The organism is Paenarthrobacter sp. NEAU-H11 (genome assembly GCF_050573415.1).
Taxonomy (GTDB): domain Bacteria; phylum Actinomycetota; class Actinomycetes; order Actinomycetales; family Micrococcaceae; genus Arthrobacter.
In genome coordinates this window covers 13,317-29,983 of the sequence record NZ_JBNZGA010000012.1, presented here as the reverse complement: position 1 = coordinate 29,983, position 16,667 = coordinate 13,317, and the positions used below count along the sequence as shown (strand labels likewise).

Below are 16,667 nucleotides of genomic sequence, written 5' to 3'. Positions count from 1 at the left end.
GTCCGTTCGTCCCGGAGGCTGCCCAGGCAGTAATGTTGGCCCATGCAGCAGCAGGGTGTGGAACAGCTGGTTGAACAGGTGGCTCAGAAGTTGGGCCGTGGCCTGTCACTGGAGGACCTGGACGGGGTGCTGCTGGCTTACAGCTCCAACCAGTCCCACGCGGACCGGGTGCGGGTCAACTTCCTGCTGAGCAAGAAAGTCCCGGCCGACGTCAGCGCCTGGCAGCTCTCGCACGGCATCGCCACCGCCGTCCGTCCGGTGGTGGTGCCGGCCAACCAGGACCTGGGCATGCTGGGCCGGGTGTGCGTACCGCTGATGGTGCGCGGCTTCCGGGTGGGGTACCTGTGGGTGCAGCAGGACTCCGCCGATGAAAATCCGACGGCGATCCTCACCCAGTTGCCGGCCGTCAACCACGAGCTTGAAACGCTGTCCGGGCTCCTGCTCGATTCGAACACGGCCGAGTCTGAATTCCGGCGGGGGCGTGAACGGGAGTTCCTGGCCGCCTGCGCCGGCGAGCCAAACGCCGTGGCCGCCATTGCAGGCTGGAAGGAAATCCAGGGCCGCGGTCCCTGGCAGGTGGTGACAGTGCTCGACGCCGATGGCTGGTCCGGCGGATCCGACCCCATCGCCTCCACCCTCATCCACCGCTCTGCCGCGCTCCAGGCGACCATCGGCGTCGACGCTGCCCTGTTCAGCGCCGGCACGGACACCCATTCCGTCGTGCTGTTCCGCGAATTGTCCGGCCGGGCCAACCACGCCCAGGTGCTGGTCCACTACCAGCTGGAGCTTGCCAAGCGCTCCGGCCGTCCGGTGCAGCGCATCATTCTGGGCATCAGCGAGGGCTTCGGCCGGCCGCGTGAGCTCGCCGCGGCGTACCGCCAATCCAAGCTGGCGGCCCAGGCTGCCGCCGTGGACCCGCAGCTCGGGGAACTCGTGGACTGCAGGGCCACGGGCGTCTACCAGTTGCTTGCGTCCGCGGGGGGAGGCGCGAGTGCCTGGGCTGACTCGGCGTCGGTCTACTTCCGCATGCTTGAGGACCAGGACCGGAACGGTGAGCTGCTTCCGGTCCTGGAACTCCTGTACGACAACGACGGCTCCGTCCAGGACGTGGCCACCAAGCTCCACCTGCACCGCAGCAGCATCTACAACCGGCTGGGCCGGATCCGCCAGCTGCTCGGCGTTGATCCGCTCAAGGGGATGCCCCGCCTGGAGCTCCATGCAGCGTTGAAGATGCGACGCTGGGCGGGCCGGCCACGGATCTAGGGCGGGCAGAACCTAGGCGTCCTTCCCGGGACCCTTCGCGTCGTCGCCCTGTTCGGACTTCTTCTGCCCCTCCAGCCAGGCCATGACGGCGGCCCGCGGTATCCGCCGGTGGGTGCCGCGATATTCCACCGGGATCTCCCCGCGGTCCGTCATGTTGCGCAGGTACGTATGGGAAATACCCGCCAGCTCGGCTGCCTTGGACGTGGTGAGCATGTCCTCCACGCTGCTGACGGTCACCGCTTCGCCGCGGCTGAAGCGGTGCAGGAGGTCGACGACGGCGTCCCTCGCCAGTGGCGGCAGCCGATGGACCGTGCCGTCCACGAAGACGGTGATGTCATCGCTGCCCGCAAGCGCCCGGCCCAGCTTCTCAGCATCCTCCGACGGGAGGGCGCCAGTTACCCGGGGAGCTATCAGTGCCATGCACCCAGCCTACCGGCGGCCACCCCGCCCCGGGGGTAAGCTCGGCAAATGGAACTTACTGGCGGCCGGGACGTGGAAGCGGGCGGACTCCGGGGCAGGCTGTACGCCTCAGTCCTCCCCGCGGGAGCCCCGAACCGGCCTGCCTACGTCCTGCTGCACGGCATCGGAGTTTCGCACCGTTACCTGGCCCGGCTCCATCTTGAGCTGGCCGAGGAGGCGGACGTCTATACGTTCGACCTCCCGGGCTTCGGCAAGGCTTCAAGGCCGCCCCGCCAGCTCCAGATCGATGATTTTGCGGAGTTCGTGGGCGCTGTCCTGGCTGACTCCGGCGTTTCCAGCTATGTGGTTGTGGGTCATTCCATGGGCACGCAGTTCGCAGTGGAACTGGCGCTCCGGGAACCTGCCAGGGCGGCCGGTGCCGTCCTGATGGGGCCGGTGGTGGATTCCCCCAGGAAGACCGTCACCAGGCAGGCGCTGGCCCTTACCCGCGATGCACTCCTGCGGGAGAGCCTGACATCGAACGCCCTCGTGTTCAGCGACTACTTCAGGGCGGGACCGCGCTGGTACCTCACGGAACTTCCGGTAATGATGGACTACCCCATGGAGGAAAGGCTGGCCGCCGTCAGCCAGCCCGTCCTGGTCCTTCGCGGCGCCAAGGATCCCATTGCGCGCCGCCCCTGGTGCGAACGCCTCGCCGCCATTGCGCAGCAGGGCACAATGGCTGAAATCCCGGGACAAGGCCACGTTTTGCAGCACACCGCCCCCGGAACGGCGGCCGAGACCATCAGCGGCTGGGTCCGTGCCCTGGATGGCTTCGGCGTGACCGCCTAGGACGGCACGAGCCGGACGGCGCCGCTAGAGCCCGAGTTCTTCCAGGACCGGCAGCTTCTCCCGGACCCAGGCCCGCGCTTCCGTGGCGCTGGGAGCGGACAGTGCCAGCTTGGCCAGCTGCTGGGCTTCCTCGAGTGTGACGGTCTTCAGCACTGCTGCCACGGCAGCAAGGGAGCGGGCCGTCATGGACAGGGTGCTTACGCCCAGGCCGGTAAGGACGACGGCGAGGGCAGGGTCGGCAGCCGCCTCACCGCACACGCCCACGGGTTTGTTGTTCCCTTCCGCGCGGGATCCTTCAACGGTCAGGCCCACGAGGCGCAGGACGGCCGGCTGCCAGGGCGTGTTGAGGTTGGCGAGCGGGCCGAGCTGGCGGTCTGCGGCCATGGCGTACTGGGTGAGGTCATTGGTGCCCAGGCTGGCGAAGGCAACTTCGCGAAGGATGGCCTCGGCGGTCAGGGCGGCGGAGGGGACCTCCACCATCACGCCGGGGGTCTTGATGCCGGCGTCCGCGCACATCGCGGCAAACCGGGCGGCCTCTTCCGCCGTCGAAATCATGGGGGCCATGACCCAGACGTCCGCGTCGGACTGCTTCTCCGCAAGTGCGATCGCCTCCAGCTGGCGGTCCAGGACACCGGGGGTGGTGAAGTCCGTGCGGTAGCCGCGGACACCCAGGGCAGGATTCGGCTCGGTGGAGTCGGTCAGGAACGGGAGCGGCTTGTCGGCCCCGGCGTCGAGGGTGCGCAGGACCACCTTCTTTCCCGGGAAGGCGTCAAATACGCTCTTGTAGGCCGCGGCCTGCTCTTCGACGCTGGGTTCGGTGTCGCGCTCCAGGAAGCAGAACTCGGTGCGGAAGAGGCCTACGCCCTGGGCGCCCAGCTTGGCGGCCGCCTCGGCATCCTTGCCGCCGCCCACGTTGGCGAGCAGCGGCACCAGGTGGCCGTCCGCCGTCGCGCCCGTGCCGCTGAACTCGGCCAGCAGGGAAGCCGTGGCCGCCCACGCCTCCGCTGCTGCGCGCAGGGATTCGTCCGGTTCGGAGGTGATGTTGCCGGCGGCGCCGTCCACATAGACTTCGGTGCCGTCGGGGAGCTCATCAACACCCACGGCGGCAACAACGGCGGGGAGGCCGAGGGACCGGGCGATGATGGCCGTGTGGGACTGCGGGCCGCCGCCTGCGGTGACGAGGGCGAGGACCTTGTTCGGGTCAAGGGTGGCGGTGTCCGCCGGGGCCAGGTCCTCCGCCACCAGGACGAACGGGGTGCTGGATGCCGGGATGCCGGGTGCCGGCACGCCCCGCAGCTCGGCGACAATCCGGGCACGGACATCGAGGACGTCCGTGGCGCGTTCTGCCATGTAGCCGCCCAGGTTGTGGAGCATTTCGGAGACCGACGAGCCGGACTCCCAGATGGCGCGTTCGGCGGACGTGCCGCGGGCCACGAGCTTGGCGGCACCCTTGATCAGCATGGTGTCCTTGGCCATCAGGGCGGTTGCTTCGAGGACGGCTTTGCCGTCACCGGTGGCGTGGGCTGCACGGTGCTTCAGTTCATCGTGCACGGCCTGGGATGCCGCCTTCAGGGCTGCGGTTGCTTCCTCCGCGGTGGTCCCTGCCGCCAGCTGCTCGCCGGCAGGAGGTTCGCTGATGGGTTTGGGCATCTGCCGGACGGTGCCGATGACGCGGCCTGGGCTGACGCCTACTCCTGGGAAGTTCTGCACTGAAGGTCCTCATTCTCTGCCGGTTGCCAGGCCCGCCGATACGTCCGGCGCCATGCCGGTCCGCCGTTGGACTGCTTACGTCCGGAGGCGGGAAACGTGCCTGAAAAAAATTGTATGTGATTCAGTTCATATAGCAATGCTATAGGTGCTAGGGTAGCGGTTATGAGTTTGGATGGCCAGCTTCCCCCCAAAATGCGACTGCTCCGTGCTGCCGCGGAGCTGCTGGCAAACTCGGGGGGTGCTCCCGTGTCCACGCGCCAGATCACGCAGCTGGCGGGGGTTACAGCACCCACCCTGTACCACCACTTCGGTGACAAGGAAGGTCTGTTTGACGCCGTCGTCACCGCAGGGTTTGAAGAATATGTAGCGGGCGAAAGGGACTTCGCCCCCTCCGGGCAGCCGCTTGAGGACATCCGGAGAATGTGGGACAACCACGTGCAGTTCGGGCTGAAACAGCCGGAACTGTACTTGGTCATGTTCGGCAACATCCGACCGGAAAGCCGCCCGGCAATCGTCGCAGATGCCGAGGCGCTCATGGAGGAGATGCTGAACAAGGCAGCGGCGGCAGGCCAGTTGAACGTCCAGCCCAGGGAAGCGGCCAGGTCAATCCTGGCGGCCAACGTGGGGGTGACGCTGATGCTGATTGCGGAGCCCGCCTCCGAACGGAACCTCGAACTGTCCACCATGACCCGGGACGCCATGATCTTTGCGGTGTCAGCCGAGCCCGCCAGCGGCCCGGCCCCGGGCGGCGCCGGGAAATCCTCGGTAGTGGTGGCAGCGATCGCCCTGAACGCCGCACTTCAGGCCTCGCACTCTGACCAGCTTTCAAGCTCGGAACTCAAGCTTTTCCTCGAATGGCTCCACCGCATCTCCACCAGCCCGGCCGGCTGAATCCAGGCCGGCACTACGTCGTCGTAAGTATCGGACCATCCTGCGGAGCAGCAGGAATGACGGTTAGGAAATCACATGGCAACAGAGACAGTTGCAAAGCCCCGCACCAGCGCGCGCGTGCACGTCCAAAAGTTCGGGACCTTCCTGTCCGGAATGATCATGCCCAACATCGGCGCTTTCATTGCCTGGGGCCTTATCACCGCCCTGTTCATTGAAAAGGGCTGGCTGCCCGTGCCCCAGCTGGGCGGTTTTGGCGAGACGGGCGGAAAGCCGAACACCGGCCTCGTCGGGCCGATGATCACCTACCTGCTGCCCCTGCTGATTGCGTACACCGGCGGCCGGATGGTCTACGACGTCCGCGGCGGCGTGGTGGGCGCCATCGGCACCATGGGCGTGATTGTGGGTGCCGGCATCCCCATGTTCATCGGGGCCATGATCATGGGCCCGCTGGGCGGCTGGACCATGAAGAAGATCGACTCGATCTGGGACGGCAAGATCCGTCCCGGCTTTGAGATGCTGGTCAACAACTTCTCGGCCGGCATCTGGGGCGCCCTGCTGGCCATGCTTGGCTTCTACGGCATCGCCCCCCTGGTTTCGGCGTTCAGCACAGGCGCCGGAAACGTGGTCCAGTTCCTGGTGGACAACGGCCTGCTGCCGCTCACCAGCATCTTCATCGAACCCGCCAAGGTGCTGTTCCTCAACAACGCCATCAACCACGGCGTGCTCACCCCGCTGGGCGTCCAGCAGTCGCTGGAGCAGGGCAAGTCCATCCTGTTCCTGCTCGAAGCCAACCCGGGCCCCGGCCTGGGCATCCTGCTCGCCTACATGTTCTTTGGCCGGGGAGCCGCAAAGGCTTCCGCCCCGGGTGCAGCCATCATCCACTTCCTGGGCGGCATCCACGAAATCTACTTCCCGTACGTCCTGATGCGCCCGCTGCTGATCCTTGCTGCGATCGCAGGCGGCATGACGGGCATCGCCACGCTGGCCATCACCGGTTCGGGACTGGTGGCGCCGGCCGCCCCCGGTTCCATCTTTGCCGTGCTCGCCCAGACCTCCCGCGACAGCTACCTAGGAGTGATTCTCGCGGTCCTGCTGGCCACGACGGCCTCCTTCCTGGTGGCCTCCATCATCATGAAGACCACCAAGCACAGCGACGAAGTGGACCTCAGTGACGCCACCTCAAAGATGGAACAGATGAAGGGCAAGAAGAGCTCAGTAGCCTCCACCCTGACCGGCGCCGGTGCGGCTGCCGGCGCGGGCGGTGTGGCCGTCCTGGCCGGTCCGGTGCGCAACATCGTGTTCGCGTGCGACGCCGGCATGGGCTCCAGTGCCATGGGCGCCTCGGTGCTGCGGAACAAGATCAAGGCGGCCGGGTTCCCGGACGTCAAGGTCACCAACGCGGCCATCGCCAACCTTCGCGACGACTACGACGTCGTGATCACCCACCAGGACCTGACCGAACGCGCCAAGCCGGCCACGTCCAGTGCCGTCCACTACTCGGTGGACAACTTCATGAGCAGCCCGCGCTACGACGAGATCGTGGAACTGGTGCGGGAGAGCAACACCGAGGGCGGGCAGGCGGGCGGTGCCGACGCAGCCGAGGCTCCGGTGGCAGCCGCCCCCGGTGCCGGCACCCATGAGATCCTGGCCCGCGAGAGCGTGGTGCTGGAGGGATCGGCCACCACGCGCGACGCCGCCATCGACGAGGCCGGCCGGCTCCTGCTGGACCGGGGTGCCGTGGACGAGGGTTACATCGCAGCCATGCACGAGCGGGAGCAGTCGGTGTCCACGTACATGGGCAGCTTCCTGGCCATCCCGCACGGCACCAATGCCGCCAAGGACCACATCCGGAAGTCTGCGGTGTCCGTGATCCGCTACCCGGAGGGCATCGACTGGAACGGCAAGCAGGTCAAGTTCGTCGTCGGCGTCGCAGGAGTCAACAACGAACACCTGCACATCCTGTCCTCCATCGCAAAAGTCTTCACCAACAAGGAACAGGTTGCCCGGCTTGAGGCTGCCACCTCCGTGGACGAAGTCCTGGAGCTCTTCGGAAAGGTCAACGCATAGTGAAGGCTGTACATTTCGGAGCTGGAAACATCGGCCGCGGCTTTGTTGGGCTGCTCCTGCACGACGCCGGCTACGAGGTGGTGTTCGCGGACGTTGCCGAGGAACTCATCAACCAGCTCGCTGCAGCGGACAGCTACGCCGTACACGAGGTGGGGGAAAACCCTGCAGTGCGGACAGTCACCAATTTCCGCGCGCTGAACTCCACCACGCAGGAAGCGGAGCTCGTCGCGGAAATCGCGACGGCGGACATCGTCACCACCGCAGTGGGCCCGCACATCCTGAAGTTCGTGGCACCCGTCATTGCCAGGGGCATCGTGGCACGGGAACCCGGCCTTCCGCCGCTGCAGGTCATGGCGTGTGAAAACGCCATCAACGCCACGGACATCCTTGCCAAGGAGGTGGCCTCCCAGCCGGGGGCCGCCGCCGGGGCGCTGGACGGGAAAGTCGTGTTCGCCAACACCGCCGTGGACCGGATCGTGCCCAACCAGGAACCCGGGCAGGGCCTGGACGTCACCGTGGAGACCTTTTACGAATGGGTCATCGACCGCTCCGCCTTCGGTGATTCCGCACCGGTGATCCCGGGCGCCACCTTTGTGGATGACCTCTCGCCGTACATCGAGCGGAAGCTGTTCACCGTCAACACCGGCCACGCCTCGGCCGCCTACTTCGGGTTCGAGGCGGGGCTGGAGAAGATCTCCGACGCCATGGCTGACCAGGACGTGGCCGAGGATGTCCGGGCAGTGCTGGAGGAAACCAAACAGCTCCTGGTCAGCAAGCACGGCTTCAGCAACGACGAGCAGGAAGCCTACGTCCAGAAGATCCTGGTCCGGTTCTCCAACCCCTACCTGCCGGACACCGTCCACCGGGTGGGCCGTGCCCCGCTGCGGAAGCTGAGCCGGCACGAACGGTTCATCGGCCCCGCAGCAGAACTCGCGGAACGTGGCATAGTGCCCGAGGCGCTCCTGGGCGCCATCGCGGCGGCACTGCGCTTCAATGATCCCGCCGACGCCGAAGCGACGGAACTCGAGGGGATACTGGCGTCCTCCAGCCCGGCGGAGGCCACCGCCCGCATTACCGGCCTGGAACCGGACCATCCGCTGTTCAACGCCGTGGTAACGCTGGTGGAAGAGCGGCAGGCAGAGGCCGCCAGCGCCCCGGCCTGAACGCTCTCGCACTTCCTGCGGCTTTTTCGCCAACCCTCTCGCAGATAACGCGGGTTTTCCCCCAACCCTCCTGCAATCACGACGCCGGCACTCACCCGAGTGCCGGCGTCGTGATTTGTCATGTCCCCACGTGTGGAATGCTGGTCCGGTGATTCGCAACCCAGGTGCCCAGCCCTTCCTGTTGACCGCCGGCGTCGACGGCGGGACCTTCCGCCTCCGCCCCGCCGCACCCGCAGACCTTCCGGCCATTGTGCAGCTGCTCGCGGATGATTCGCTGGGCGCAGGGCGGGAGCGCCGGGAAGACATGGCGCCTTATGAGCGTGCCATGGAAGCGATCGACGCCGACCCCTGCCACCTGCTGGTCGTGGGGGAGTTCGTGCCGGACGGCGCAGCGGACGGTCCCTTGGTGGCCACCTTCCAGCTGAGTTTCCTCCCGGGTATGTCGCGGCAGGGCGCCTGGCGCTCGCAGATCGAGGGCGTGCGGGTGGCCGCGGGCCTCCGTGGCAAAGGGCTCGGGAACCTGATGGTGCGGTGGGCCATCGATGAATCCCGGCGCCGCGGCTGCACGCTCATGCAACTGACCACCCACAAGACGCGGAAAGGGGCGCACCGGTTCTACGAGCGCCTCGGCTTTGAAGCCTCCCATGAAGGCATGAAGCTTCCGCTCTGATCGCTGCGCACCCACAAACGGACATTGCACCCGGGCGTTCCGGGGTGCAATGCCCGTTGAAGGGTGCAATGCCCGTTGAAGGGTGCAGAACGGGGGCGGGCGCTAGGCCTTCTTCGAGCCCTTGGCCACGAACAGGGTCTCCGCCTGCTCCAGGGACATGCCGTTGGTCTCCGGCACCTTGAACATGACAAAGAAGAACGACGCCGCGGCGAACAGCGCGTACATGGCATACGTCAGCGGCAGCGAGCCGGCGGCCATCACGGGGAAGCTGAGCGTGATCACAAAGTTCGCCACCCACTGCGCGGCCGCAGCCAGGCCAAGGGCGCGGGCACGGATCCTGGACGGGAAGATCTCGCCCAGGAGCACCCACACCAGCGGTCCCCAGGACGCGCCGAAGCTCACCACAAAAACATTCGCAGCCACCAGGGCCACCGGACCCCACGCGCCGGGCAGGGAAATCTCGGAACCGGAGCCCACGGCGGTGGAGAAGGCAAGGGCCATGGCGCCCAGTGATACGGCCATGCCCACGGAACCGGCCAGCAGGATGGGCCGGCGGCCGATGCGGTCCACCAGGGCAATGGCCACCAGGGTGACGAGGATGTTGGTGACGGACGTGGCCACCGAGATGGCCAGGGAGTCCTTCTCCTCGAAGCCCACGGCCTTCCACAGGGTGGTGGAGTAGTAGAAAATCACGTTGATGCCCACGAACTGCTGCAAAACAGACAGGACGATGCCCACCCATACCACTGCCTGCAGGCCAAAGGTCCTGCCGCGCAGGGAGCCCTTCTGGCCCGCCAGCTTGTCCTCCTCGATGGCGTCCTGGATCTCCCGGATGTGCCGGTCTGTGTCCTCTGCCGGAGCAATCGAATCAAAGACCGCACGCGCTTCATCCTCCTTGCCCAGGAACACCAGGAAGCGCGGGGACTCGGGAAGGGTGAAGGCTACCCAGCCGTACACCACGGCGGGCAGGGCTGCGGCCAGGAACATCCAGCGCCAGGCCTCGATCCCCAGCCAGTACGGCTGGTCCGCGCCGCCGGCGCTGGTGGCCAGGAGCGCATCGGACAGCAGCGCTGCGAAGATACCCGTGGTGATGGCCAGTTGCTGCAGCGAGGCCAGCCGGCCCCTGACGTGCCGCGGGGAGATCTCCGAGATGTAGGCGGGGGCGATCACCGAAGCCAGGCCGATTCCGAGCCCGCCCACCAGGCGCCAGAAGATCAGGTCCCAGACGCCGAAGGCAAAGCCGGTGCCCAGCGCGCTGACCAGGAAGAGTAGCGCACCAAGCTTCATGGCGGGGATGCGCCCGTAGTGGTCCGCCACCTTGCCCGCAAGGAACGCGCCGGCGGCGCACCCCAGCAGGGCGATGGCAACCGCGAAGCCGGTCACGGCCTCGGACAGTGCGAACTCGTCCTTCATGGCATCCACCGCGCCGTTGACCACCGACGAATCGAAGCCGAACAGGAATCCGCCCACCGCCCCTGCGAGCGCCAGCCAGATCACCCGCTGCGGTATCCGTGCGGTTGTCTGCTCCTGTGCAGTGGGCATGGTTCTCCCTTGGTCTGGGTTTAGGTGGATGCGGTGCGGACGTCGTCGGCTGCGGGACCGGCCGAGACGGCCGGCGCACACGCGCTACACAGTGTGGCACGTCACCGCCCGCGGTTCCACTTACGGACTGTCGCCCTCCGAAACAGAAGACGACGACGGCGGTGCGCGCCGCCGTCGTCGTCCCTGTCTGGTGCGGGTCAGCTTAGTGGACCGCCGCGGGCTCCTGCGGGGCAGCCAACTGGTCCGTGAGCTTCTTGTCGGGCAGGGCGAAGCTGATGAGGAACGCGACGCCGGTGAGCACCGCCGCGGTGAGCATCACTGCGTCGATGGCGTAGGCGAAGCCCTCCGTGATGGGACGGGTCAGCGTGCTGTTGGCGGTGTGGAGCCAGCTGGTGTCGTTGAGGGACTCGTTGGACGCGCCGTTCCGGAAGAATTCGTACAGCTTGGCGTTGGCGGGGTCGGCTGCGACGGACGGGTCGCGGAGCACTGCCTGGTAGTCCGGGCTCTCCATGGCGGCCCGCATGCTGTCCGCGATCCGGCTCGCCGCCAGGCTGAACAGCATGGAGATGAACACGGCAGTGCCCACCGCGCCGCCCATGGAGCGGAAAAACGCCGCTGAGGAGGTGCCCACGCCCATGTCGCGGCGCGGCACGGACACCTGCATGGCCAGGGTGAGCGGCTGCATGCAGAAGCCCAGGCCCATGCCGAAGAACACCGCGATCACGCCGGGAACCCACAGTCTGGTGTCCACCCCGAGGGACAGTCCCATGACTGTGGCGGCAGCCGTGAGGATGGCCGTGCCCAGGATGGGGAAGATCCGGTAGGTCCCGGACGAGGAGATGGTGCGCCCGGCCGTGATGGACCCGGTGAGGATGCCCACGGTGAAGGTGATCATCATCAGGCCGGCCTCGGTGGGGGTGAGGCCCTTCACCAGCTGCAGGTACATCGGCAGCATGGCGATGGCGCCGAACATGCCGATGCCGATGATGAAGTTCAGCAGCGAGGACAGGCCAAACGTGGCATTCCGGAAGAGCCGCAGGGGAATCAGGGCGTAGTCGCCGGCACGCTTTTCGGCCAGCAGGAACCAGGCAATGCCCACCACACCCAAGCCGTAGCAAAGGAAGGAGTTGAAGGAAGCCCAACCCCAGCTGCGGCCCTGCTCCGCCACCAGCAGCAGCGGCACGATGGCCAGGGTGATGGCTGCCGCGCCCCAGTAGTCGATCTTCTGCTTCACGTGCTTGGCCGGCAGGTGAAGGAAGAGGAAGACCACTGCCAGCGCTGCCAGGCCGATGGGCAGGTTGATGAAGAACACCCAGCGCCAGCCGTCGAACCCCAGGATGGTGGCGGAACCGGCGAACGCGCCGCCCACCACGGGGCCGAGCACGGAGGAGATGCCGAACACGGACATGAAGTAGCCCTGGTACTTGGCACGGTCCTTGAGGGACACGATGTCGCCGATGATGGTCAGCGCGAGGGCCAGCAGGCCGCCGGCGCCCAGGCCTTGGATACCCCGGGCAATGGCGAGCTCCGTCATGGAGTGGACCGAGCCGGCGTACAGGGAACCGGCCAGGAAGATGATGATGGCGGTCAGGTACAGCGGGCGGCGGCCGAAGATGTCGCTCAGCTTGCCGTACAGCGGGGTGCTGACAGTGGAGGTGATGAGGTAGGCGGTGGTGGCCCAGGCCTGGAGCGAGAGCCCGTCCAGGTCGTTGGCGATGGTGTAGATGGACGTGGACACGATGGTCTGGTCCAGCGACGCCAGGAACATGCCCAGCATCAGGCCCACCATCACGGTGACAATCTGGCGCTGCGTCAGGGTTTCTCCGGCGGCGCGCGCGGCGGGGGTTTTGGACATGGCTGCTCCAGGGGTAAGGAAGAGGATCAAGCATTGATAGTTGCTTTCAGTAACTATCTTACGCCGGGTCCTATTCCTGGCAGCCGAAAAAACTTCCTGCGCCCGGGACGCTACCGTTCCACCAAAATGCCGTCAGGGTCGCACCAGATCATGGCGCCGGTCCGGATCGTCACGTCGCCGATCTTCACATCCACGTCAACTTCGCCGGCTCCTGCCTTGGCGCTCTTGCGGGGGTTGCTGCCCAGGGCCTTTACGCCGAGGTCCAGCCGGGCGATCGCTTCCCGGTCACGGATTGCCCCGTTGATGACGACGCCGGCCCAGCCGTTCGCCACCGCGCTTTCTGCGATCATGTCCCCCATCAGGGCCGTGCCCAGCGAGCCTCCGCCGTCCACCACCAGCACGCTGCCGTTGCCCGGCGTGGCCAACGTGGATTTCACCAGCGCGTTGTCCTGGAAGCAGCGGATGGTCCGCGCCCGGCCACTGAAGTGCGAGCGGCCGCCCAGGGACTGGAACTGCAATGAAATCGATGCCAGTTCGTCGCCGCGTTCGTCGTAGAGGTCTGCGGTGTTGATGGCGGTGCCCTCCGCGGGCGTGGACGCTGCACTCATGTGGTTCTCTCCCTGATCCTCGGTGAAGCTTGTGGCGCCGTTCCGGTGTAAGGCACGGCCGCACGCTTACGCCCACGATAGTCTGATTCCGTCGCCTGTCAGCCGTCCCCGGGGAGCACGTCATGAGCCTGTCCGATACTCCCGCACCGCTGGATCAGGGCGCAGGGACGCAGAGTACGACGGCGGCGCTCGCCGAGCCAACCCAAAAGGTCACCGCGCGCTGGGTCGCAGGGCTGGTGCTGGTCAACGTCGGTATCAACGCCGCATTCTTCGGCCCCATTAACGTCTTCATCGGGCAGCAGGCCATCAGCATCGATGCGCCCAGCAAGGAAGCCATCCTTTCCCTGGTCACTGCCTGCGGCGCTGCGGTATCCCTGGTGGCCAATCCGCTCTTCGGCGCGTTGTCGGACCGGACCACGTCGCGGTTCGGCCGCCGTTCACCGTGGATCCTGGCCGGTGCCGTGCTGGCTGCCGCCGCGCTCCTGGCCATGTCCGGAGCCCCCACCGTGGCGCTGATGGTGATCTTTTGGTGCCTGGTACAGCTCGGCGCCAACGCCGCGTACGCCGCCATCACCGCCGCTGTGCCGGACCGCGTGCCGGTCACGCAGCGCGGCGGAGTGGGCGGTCTGGCCGCCATGGGCCAGACGCTGGGAATCCTGACCGGCGCCGTCTTCGGAGCTGTTGTGGCCGGCAACTTCATGGTGGGCTACTGGCTGTGCGCTGTGGCACTGCTGCTGTCCGTGCTTCCCTACCTGTTCCACCGGAACGATCCCGCACTGCCACGGGGGGAGCACCCGGAGTTTCGGCTGCGGCAATTCCTCCGGGGCTTCTGGATCAGCCCGCGGCTGTATCCGGACTTCGCGTGGGCCTGGCTGACCCGCTTCCTGGTGAACGTGGGCAACCAGCTGACCATCGTCTACCTGCTCTTCTTCCTTCGCGACATCATCAGGCACGAGGACCCGGCGGCGGGAGTGCTGGTCCTCACCGGCATCTATGCCGCGATGGTGATAATCACCGCGGTTGTGGCCGGGCCTTGGAGCGACAGGGTTGGCCGGCGCAAGCCGTTTGTCATAGGTTCCTCTGCCGTCATCGCCATGGCCGGCATGATCCTGGCCTTCTTTCCAGTGTGGCCCGGAGCGCTGGTAGGCGCGGCTGTCTTGGGAATTGGCTTCGGAGCGTACCTTGCGGTGGACTTCGCGCTGCTGACCCAGGTCCTGCCCCAAGCGGCCCACCGCGGCAAGGACATGGGAGTCATCAATGTGGCCGCCTCGCTGCCCCAGGTGGTGGCACCGGCGCTGGCGTTCGTGGCGGTACGGTATGCCGGCGGTTACGTCTCGCTGTTTATCACTGCAACCGTCATCGGGCTGCTCGGGGCCGTTTTTGTAGTGAAGATCAAGAGCGTCCGCTGACGCTCTGACGGGCCGGAAGTAAGGCACCTGACTGATTAGGGCATATTGGTGTGCCGTATAGTTGAACCGGATTGCAGGCGGTCCGGCATGGGGAGGACCGCACCATAGGAACACAACCCCGGAATGCTGATGCCCGAGATTCTTCCAGACCATCCGCCCATGGCCCCCAGGCCCACCGCACCGCGCCAGCGGTTCCGCTACGCCAAGATCCTGGAAGCTGCGGGAGGCTTCGCGCGCAAGGGCCTGGACTCGGTTGACCTTCCTGAGGTGGCCGCCAAGGCCGATGTCCCGCTCGGCACGCTTTACCGCTACTTCCCTTCCCCCACCCACCTGATGCTCGCCCTGTACCGCCACCAGCTGGAGGAACTCCAAGGGCCGGCCGGGACCAGCGCCGCCCGTTTCCGCGGCCGGGCGCTCGCCGGGCTGGTGATGGAGATCTTCCACATGCGCGTCATGCAGCCGGCTGTGGAGCAGTGCCTGACCCGCGGCGTCTACCTCCCGGACAGGGACACCACCGGCCTCCTCCGTGAGATCGATGCCTTGGGGGAGAAGGCACTGACTGCGGCGTGCGGTGATGCCACGGCCGCCCGGGTGCTGCTGCTGACTGTCACTGGTCTGGTCCAGTCCGTGCGAAACCGGCGGCTGTCCCTCTTCGAGGCCGAGGAAGACCTCAAAAAAGCCTGTGCACGCCTGTCCGGAACCGGCCAGCCCGGCTACACACTTCACCAAAGCGCGTAACAGGTCTAGACCAATCCGCCATTAAATCAGCCATATTGGCGTGGCGTACCTCACAAAAAGCCGTGCTAAAACGTTGTGGCACTGGTGTCTTGCCGTCAAATCGGATCGGCGTCCCTTCTGTCCCGCCTACCATGGTTCAAACGGAGCAGCAGGGACCATCCCCCAAGCTCCCACGGACCCGCCACCCCTTGGGTTTCCTGCCGCACCATCGCCACTGCCTCGAGCCGTTCCGGACTTGAGCCCCACGTGCCGTGCGCCCACGGCCAGCACCAGGAGACAACGACGTGTCCATTGACGCATTTGCAGCCACTGACAATTCCGCAGCCACCGCCCTGAGCGAAGCCGAGATCTTCGACGCCCACCAGGGCGGCAAGCTCTCCATTGCCAGCACCGTTCCGCTGTCCAACAAACGCGATCTTTCCATCGCCTACACGCCGGGAGTGGCCGAGGTCAGCCGCGCCATCCACGCCAAGCCCGAGCTCGCCCGCACCCTCACCTGGGCCCAGCGCCTGGTGGTGGTAGTCAGTGACGGCACTGCCGTCCTGGGCCTGGGCAACATCGGGGCCAGCGCTTCCCTGCCCGTCATGGAGGGCAAGTCCGCCCTGTTTAAGACCTTCGGCGACCTCGACTCGATCCCCCTGGTCCTCAACACCACCGATGTGGACGAAATCGTGGAGACCCTGGTCCGCCTGCGCCCCAGCTTCGGAGCCGTCAACCTCGAGGACATCTCCGCGCCCCGCTGCTTCGAGCTGGAAGAGAAGCTCATCGAGGCCCTGGACTGCCCCGTCATGCACGATGACCAGCACGGCACCGCCGTCGTCGCCCTTGCTGCCCTGACCAACGCCGCCAAAGTCACAGGCCGCGCCCTGGAGGGCCTGCGCGTTGTGGTCTCCGGCGCAGGGGCAGCCGGCATCGCCGTCGCTGAAATCCTGCTCGCAGCCGGGATCACGGACGTCGTCCTGCTCGACTCCCGGGGCGTCATCAACAGCGGCCGCGCCGACCTCGCCGCGGACACGGCCAGCAAGAAGGCTGACATCGCGGCCCGCAGCAATCCCCGCGGGGTGGAAGGCGGCCCGGCCGAGGCCCTCGCCGGCGCGGACGTGTTCATCGGCGTCTCCTCCTCCAAGCTGGACGAGGAACACCTGAAGCTCATGAACCAGGACGCCATCGTCTTCGCGCTCTCCAACCCGGACCCCGAAGTCCTGCCCGAGGTGGCAGCCAAGTACGCTGCCGTCGTCGCCACCGGCCGCAGCGACTTCCCCAACCAGATCAACAACGTGCTTGCCTTCCCGGGCATCTTCCGCGGCGCCCTGGATGCCGGCGCCCGGCGCATCACCCCCGCCATGAAGCTGGCCGCGGCGTACGCCATCGCCGAGCTCGCGGCGGAGGACCTGTCGGCCGACTACATCGTGCCCAGCCCGCTGGACCCGCGCGTTGCCCCGGCGGTCACCGCCGCCGTCGCAGCTGCGGTGGAAGCGGAGTAGCAGCCCTTCCGCTGGC

Annotated in this window: 14 protein-coding genes; 9 read left to right on the top strand and 5 right to left on the bottom strand. The window is 66.7% G+C overall.

The features are described from left to right. Positions 1–42 precede the first annotated feature (42 nt). On the top strand, positions 43–1,263 hold the full coding sequence (locus ACQ3DC_RS15090; protein ID WP_157240330.1) for a PucR family transcriptional regulator: 1,221 nt from the start codon (positions 43–45) through the stop codon (positions 1,261–1,263). A 12-nt stretch (positions 1,264–1,275) separates the two neighbouring features. Here ACQ3DC_RS15090 and ACQ3DC_RS15085 read toward each other — a convergent pair whose 3' ends face one another. After that, a complete protein-coding gene (locus ACQ3DC_RS15085) occupies positions 1,276–1,683 on the bottom strand; it encodes a helix-turn-helix domain-containing protein (RefSeq protein ID WP_430752613.1) in 408 nt (135 codons plus the stop codon). Positions 1,684–1,731: 48 nt separating this feature from the next. On the opposite strand from ACQ3DC_RS15085, the gene ACQ3DC_RS15080 reads away from it, so the two are divergent. Further along, on the top strand, positions 1,732–2,514 hold the full coding sequence (locus tag ACQ3DC_RS15080; protein WP_157240333.1) for an alpha/beta fold hydrolase: 783 nt from the start codon (positions 1,732–1,734) through the stop codon (positions 2,512–2,514). A 24-nt stretch (positions 2,515–2,538) separates the two neighbouring features. On the opposite strand, the gene ptsP is transcribed toward ACQ3DC_RS15080, so the two are convergent. After that, a complete protein-coding gene (gene ptsP / locus ACQ3DC_RS15075; protein WP_321214746.1) occupies positions 2,539–4,224 on the bottom strand; it encodes a phosphoenolpyruvate--protein phosphotransferase in 1,686 nt (561 codons plus the stop codon). Between the two features lie 162 nt (positions 4,225–4,386). On the opposite strand from ptsP, the gene ACQ3DC_RS15070 reads away from it, so the two are divergent. The 4 genes from ACQ3DC_RS15070 to ACQ3DC_RS15055 all read left to right on the top strand — a co-directional run bounded on the left by ACQ3DC_RS15070 (position 4,387) and on the right by ACQ3DC_RS15055 (position 9,015). Next, positions 4,387–5,115 carry a TetR/AcrR family transcriptional regulator gene (locus tag ACQ3DC_RS15070; RefSeq protein WP_321214745.1) on the top strand — a complete coding sequence of 243 codons (729 nt, stop codon included), beginning with the start codon at positions 4,387–4,389 and terminating at the stop codon, positions 5,113–5,115. 75 nt (positions 5,116–5,190) lie between these two features. After that, positions 5,191–7,182 (top strand): PTS mannitol transporter subunit IICBA, encoded by a 1,992-nt coding sequence (locus ACQ3DC_RS15065; protein WP_321214744.1) that lies wholly within the window; start codon positions 5,191–5,193, stop codon positions 7,180–7,182. After that, positions 7,182–8,345: a mannitol-1-phosphate 5-dehydrogenase gene (locus tag ACQ3DC_RS15060; RefSeq protein ID WP_430752612.1), complete on the top strand. Its 1,164-nt coding sequence runs from the start codon at positions 7,182–7,184 to the stop codon at positions 8,343–8,345. The genes ACQ3DC_RS15065 and ACQ3DC_RS15060 overlap by 1 nt, the downstream gene beginning before the upstream one ends. 178 nt (positions 8,346–8,523) lie before the next feature. Next, positions 8,524–9,015 (top strand): GNAT family N-acetyltransferase, encoded by a 492-nt coding sequence (locus ACQ3DC_RS15055; RefSeq protein WP_430752654.1) that lies wholly within the window; start codon positions 8,524–8,526, stop codon positions 9,013–9,015. A gap of 102 nt (positions 9,016–9,117) precedes the next feature. Here ACQ3DC_RS15055 and ACQ3DC_RS15050 read toward each other — a convergent pair whose 3' ends face one another. The 3 genes from ACQ3DC_RS15050 to rraA form a co-directional block, all read right to left on the bottom strand. Further along, positions 9,118–10,557, bottom strand: a complete 1,440-nt coding sequence (locus tag ACQ3DC_RS15050) for a sugar porter family MFS transporter (protein WP_157240339.1) — start codon at positions 10,555–10,557, stop codon at positions 9,118–9,120. Positions 10,558–10,759: 202 nt separating this feature from the next. Beyond that, positions 10,760–12,412 (bottom strand): MDR family MFS transporter, encoded by a 1,653-nt coding sequence (locus tag ACQ3DC_RS15045; RefSeq protein WP_430752611.1) that lies wholly within the window; start codon positions 12,410–12,412, stop codon positions 10,760–10,762. A 110-nt stretch (positions 12,413–12,522) separates the two neighbouring features. Next, positions 12,523–13,020 (bottom strand): ribonuclease E activity regulator RraA, encoded by a 498-nt coding sequence (rraA, locus tag ACQ3DC_RS15040; protein ID WP_321214741.1) that lies wholly within the window; start codon positions 13,018–13,020, stop codon positions 12,523–12,525. 122 nt (positions 13,021–13,142) lie between these two features. On the opposite strand from rraA, the gene ACQ3DC_RS15035 reads away from it, so the two are divergent. From ACQ3DC_RS15035 to ACQ3DC_RS15025, 3 genes are all read left to right on the top strand, one after another. Beyond that, complete coding sequence (locus tag ACQ3DC_RS15035) at positions 13,143–14,429, top strand: MFS transporter (RefSeq protein ID WP_157240345.1); 1,287 nt, start codon at positions 13,143–13,145, stop codon at positions 14,427–14,429. Positions 14,430–14,558: 129 nt separating this feature from the next. Continuing rightward, entirely contained in the window at positions 14,559–15,167 is a 609-nt protein-coding gene (locus ACQ3DC_RS15030; protein ID WP_157240347.1) for a TetR/AcrR family transcriptional regulator, read from the top strand. Positions 15,168–15,451: 284 nt separating this feature from the next. Further along, a complete protein-coding gene (locus tag ACQ3DC_RS15025) occupies positions 15,452–16,651 on the top strand; it encodes an NAD(P)-dependent malic enzyme (protein WP_321214740.1) in 1,200 nt (399 codons plus the stop codon). Positions 16,652–16,667 lie beyond the last annotated feature (16 nt).